The following is a 4886-nucleotide window of genomic DNA, read 5'->3' on the forward strand; positions in this document are numbered from 1 at the left end:
CTATCCTCTATGCCCCTTGTGTGCCTTCGGCAGGTCGCCAGGGGTTCGCCGGTGACGAACGCGATCGCGGTGGGCCCATTGAGGTGCTCATCGAGACCGGTGATCCCGGCTTCCTTGGCTGCAATCTTGGTCAGCGTGTTCTTTACCACGGCGTAGCTGACGTTCTCACCGAGAGAGACGCGCAGTTCTTTCATCTGCGCGACGGTGAGACCGCGGTACTCGGTCAGCAACACAGCGTCGGAGTTCTCAAACTGCTGTTTGAGCTCCTCAACTGCGGCTGCCTTGTCTGGCCTCGCCATGGTGTTCCTTTCATAAGTCGTCCGGCCTGTCCCGACAACAGAAAAAGCGCTCCACGCAGGAAGGCGTGAAACGCTTGGACGCAAGATTCCATGTGGAATCAAACGCTAAGTATCTCGAGCTCACCTGCGCGGGTCACTCTCTGGGAGTCTTCGTCTGCGGGCACCGAGATTCGATGGCGAATCCTGATGGTTCCACAGAGACCGACGGTCTTGGGTGTTTTCAGTCTAGCGAAGACTCTCCCGACAAGTCCAATCGCCCCCAGAGATACCCCTCACACTACCTGACGCGCCCCAGCAACCTGGCGCGAGGTTGCTGGGGCGCCGTCACGTAGCTCTGGGCGCTGACTGGTCAGTATTCGATGACGACTCGTCCGTCGATCTTGCCGTGGATCATCTCGTCGAAGATCGCATTGATGTCACCCAACGGCCGCTTCGTGAACGTCGGATGGATCTTTCCGGCGGCGTAGAACTCGAGAGCTTCGACCATGTCCTGGCGCGTGCCGACGATCGATCCGCGAATCGTCAGACCCTTGAGCACGATGTCGAAGATCGGTGCAGGGAAGTCTCCGGGCGGCAGACCGTTGAAGACGATGGTGCCGCCTCGGCGGGTCATTCCGATCGCCTGACCGAACGCAGCGGGATGGACCGCGGTGACGAGGACTCCGTGGGACCCCCCGACCTTCTCTTGGATGATCTCAGCAGGATCCTCGGCGAAGGCATTGACGGTGATTTCGGCTCCGTGCTTCTTCGCCAGCGCTAGTTTGTCGTCGGCGACGTCGACTGCGACGACGCGCATACCCATGGCCACGGCGTACTGGACGGCGATGTGTCCGAGTCCGCCGATGCCGGAGATGACGACCCATTGTCCGGGTTTGACCTCGGTGCGCTTGAGTCCCTTGTACACGGTGACTCCGGCACACAGGACAGGGGCGATCTCATACGGATCGGCACCATCGGGAATGGTCGCGGCGAACTTCGTGTCGACGAGCATGTACTCGCCGAAGGATCCGTCGATGCCGTAGCCGCCGTTGACCTGAGATTCGCAGAGCGTCTCCCATCCCTGACGGCAGTGTTCGCAGGTTCCGCAGGCTGACCACAGCCAGGCGTTGCCGATCATCTGGCCGACCTCGACATCGGTGACGCCTTCGCCGACTTTTTCGACGATGCCGACACCTTCGTGACCGGGAATGAGTGGAACCTTCGGCTTGACCGGCCAATCGCCATGTGCGGCATGGAGGTCGGTGTGGCAGACGCCTGAGGCGATGAGCTTGACCAATGCCTGGCCGGGACCGGGCTCGGGAATCGGGTTGTCACCGACGACCAGTTCCTGGCCGAAGCCTTCTACGACTGCTGCTTTCATTTCGGACATCATTCGCTCCTTTGTGATGATGAGGATTCATTTGGCAAACGGGGCTTGAGTCTGTGGTGGAACTACCCGACGGCGCCCCAGCACCGTGGCGCCAGGTTGCTGCGCCGCCGTCGGGTAGCAATAGGGATCAGAAGAAGCCTTGGGCGTTCTCCGAGTAGCTGACGAGCAGGTTCTTCGTCTGCTGGTAGTGGTCGAGCATCATCAGATGGTTCTCACGTCCGATGCCTGAGGCCTTGTACCCGCCGAAGGCCGCGTGTGCCGGGTAGGCGTGGTAGTTGTTGACCCACACACGACCAGCCTGGATGTCCCGGCCTGCGCGGTAGGCGGTGTTGCCGTTGCGCGACCAGACGCCGGCGCCCAGTCCGTAGAGAGTGTCGTTCGCCGTGGCGATGGCGTCGTCGTAGTCACTGAAGGTGGCCACCGAAACGACCGGGCCGAAGATCTCCTCCTGGAAGATCCGCATCTTGTTGTTGCCCCGGAAGATGGTCGGCTGCACGTAGTAGCCGCCGGACAGGTCCCCGCCGAGGTCGGCCCGGGCTCCGCCGGTGAGCACCTCGGCGCCCTCCTGCCTTCCGATGTCGAGATAGGACATGATCTTCTCGAACTGGTCGTTGGAGGCCTGCGCGCCCATCATGGTGTCGGTGTCCAGCGGGTTGCCCTGCACGATCCTCTTCGTCCGTTCTGCAACCGCCTCGAGGAAGGGATCGGCGATCGATTCCTGGACCAGTGCGCGCGACGGGCAGGTGCAGACCTCGCCCTGGTTGAGGGCGAACATGGTGAAGCCCTCTTGGGCCTTGTCCCAGTAGGCGTCATCCGAGGCATTGACGTCATCGAAGAAGATGTTCGGGGACTTGCCGCCGAGCTCGAGCGTGACCGGGATGATGTTCTGCGAGGCGTACTGCATGATCAGGCGGCCCGTCGTCGTCTCTCCGGTGAATGCGATCTTCGAGATCCGCTTGTTCGATGCCAGGGGCTTGCCTGCTTCGAGCCCGAAGCCGTTGACGATGTTGAGGACTCCCTCGGGAAGCAGGTCGGCAATGAGTTCCATCAGGACCAGGATCGAGGCCGGAGTCTGCTCGGCAGGCTTGAGGACGATGGCATTGCCTGCGGCCAGCGCCGGCGCGATCTTCCACACGCCCATGAGGATCGGGAAGTTCCAGGGAATGATCTGACCGACCACGCCGAGCGGCTCATGGAAATGATAGGCCACCGTATCGTCATCGATCTGTGAGAGTCCGCCTTCCTGTGCCCGGATTGCTCCGGCGAAGTAGCGGAAGTGATCGATGGCCAGGGGAATGTCGGCGTTGAGGCACTCACGGACGGCTTTTCCGTTGTCCCAGGTCTCGGCCACCGCAATCATCTCGAGGTTCTCCTCGATGCGGTCGGCGATCCGATTAAGGATGTTGGCCCGTTCGGCGACCGAGGTCTTGCCCCAGGCCGGAGCCGCCTTGTGCGCGGCGTCGAGAGCGAGTTCGATGTCCTCAGCGGTGCTGGCCGGGACCTCGGTGAAGGTCTTGCCGGTGACGGGGCTGGGGTTCTCGAAATAGTTGCCCTTGACCGGCGGCACCCACTGACCGCCGATGAAGTTCTCATACCGGGACTTGAAGGTGACGAGCGACCCGTCCTGACCAGGCTGTGCGTAGACAGTCATTGCAACTCCTTTGATGCGTCTGATTCCACCGGATTGTCTCCGTGTGACCACGACGCTACCGAGCGCAACGTTGCATGTGGGTTGCATCACATCGCCGAGGCGGCCGCCCCGTCCTGCACACCGAACCGCAATCGGTTCGCCGAGTTCAGAGGCCCAGCGCCTCCAGGCGCACGACCGCGGCGTTGCGTTCGGCGGCCTCGGGCGGTGCCAGACGCAGCACTGTCATGAGGACTTCGACGTCGTCGCGGAAGTCCGGCAGGTTCGCGAACCGCCACAGCTGCTGCCAGGTTCCGTCCTGGAGAAGGGTCTCGCGCATAAGCGCATCGACCTCCGCCGCGATCTCGCGGACTCCCGGCGCTTCGGAATCCGGCAGGACGGTCCCCCTGAACTGCTCGAGGGCCGAATCCGTGTCACCGCTGGCCAGAGCCTGCACGGTGAGCTCCAGATCCGAATCGACGTCCCCGCGCAACCGATAGGGGCGGGGGTCGATGCGCAGATCGCCGAGGCTGCCGATCGTTCTGCGCAGACGATTGATCTCCGCCCGGACCGTGACTTCGCTGCCGCCGACCGACCACAGCCGCTCCACCAGTCCGGCACCGCTGATGCCGTCGGGATGCCTGTGCAGCAGCAACAGGATCTCGGCGTGCCGACGGCTCAGGCGAATCCGCGTTCCATCGGGGTTCTCCAAAGCGGGGCTGGGACCGAGCACTGTCAGCCTGGTCCCGGCCGCCTCGGTGCCGGTGTGCATCTGCTGCGGCGTGAAGAGCTGGGACAGCTGAGCCCCGGCGGCCTTCGCCGTCGACGACAGCAGCGGCAGCACGATGGAGGACACGGCGTCGTCTCCCCCGGTGACATCGATGATGCCGATAACCTGCCCGGTCAGCGGGTGGGTGACGGGGACGGCACTGCAGCTCCAGGAATGGACGTCGGGGGCGAAATGCTCGGCGCGGCTGACCTGCACGGGCCGGCCCGATCGCAGGGCCAGGGCCGGGGCGGAGGTGCCCATGACCTCCTCGGACCAGTCCGAACCGGAGACGAATCCCATGGCTTCGGCGCGGTTGCGCACGCCCCGCTCGCCCTCAACCCACAGCAGTCGCCCCTGTTCGTCGCCGAGGGCGGCCAGCAGTCCGGCGTCTTTGGCGGGTTCGATGAGATGGGACCGCAGCAGCGGCATGATCGCGTGGAAAGGATGTCGCCGGCGCACCTCGGCGAGACGATCGGTTTCGAATGCGACCTGGACCTGCACGCTGTCGGGGTCGCGCAGCCGGGCCAGAGACCGGTCCCATGATTCCAGGACCGAGGTCCGCACCCCGGGCCCTGACGACGGCAGGTGGAGGCTCGTCTCCGACGGTCCTGCCAGACGCTCATGTGCGCGTCGAACGGCGCTCTGATAGGTGTCTTCGAGCAGCAGCGTCGAATCCATGGCGGACGGTCCACCTCCATCGGCGGGTGTCGGAAGAGTGTTTCAACTGCTCATAATCTAATCGCGAACCTGCCTGTGAACAAGGCCCCGTCCGCTCCCAGAACTACCTGACGGCGGCCCAGCTACCTCGCGCGAGGTTGCTGG

At 63.6% G+C, this 4886-nt stretch carries 4 protein-coding genes; all 4 read right to left on the reverse strand.

The genetic code is table 11. The features are described from left to right. The coding region (gene rplJ, locus AC2W7L_RS18385; protein WP_486005617.1) for a 50S ribosomal protein L10 at positions 1-299 on the reverse strand (299 nt) is incomplete at its 3' end. 349 nt (positions 300-648) lie between these two features. Next, the gene (gene adhP / locus AC2W7L_RS18390; RefSeq protein WP_169251710.1) at positions 649-1668 is read right to left on the reverse strand and encodes an alcohol dehydrogenase AdhP; all 1020 of its coding nucleotides are present in this window, start codon (positions 1666-1668) and stop codon (positions 649-651) included. 127 nt (positions 1669-1795) lie between these two features. Next, positions 1796-3319, reverse strand: coding sequence for an acetaldehyde dehydrogenase ExaC (exaC, locus tag AC2W7L_RS18395; protein ID WP_486005618.1), 1524 nt, complete (start codon positions 3317-3319; stop codon positions 1796-1798). Positions 3320-3464: 145 nt separating this feature from the next. Further along, on the reverse strand, positions 3465-4742 hold the full coding sequence (locus tag AC2W7L_RS18400; protein ID WP_486005619.1) for a helix-turn-helix domain-containing protein: 1278 nt from the start codon (positions 4740-4742) through the stop codon (positions 3465-3467). Between the last annotated feature and the right edge of the window lie 144 nt (positions 4743-4886).

Source organism: Brevibacterium sp. LAARM3_SD1, assembly GCF_057364765.1.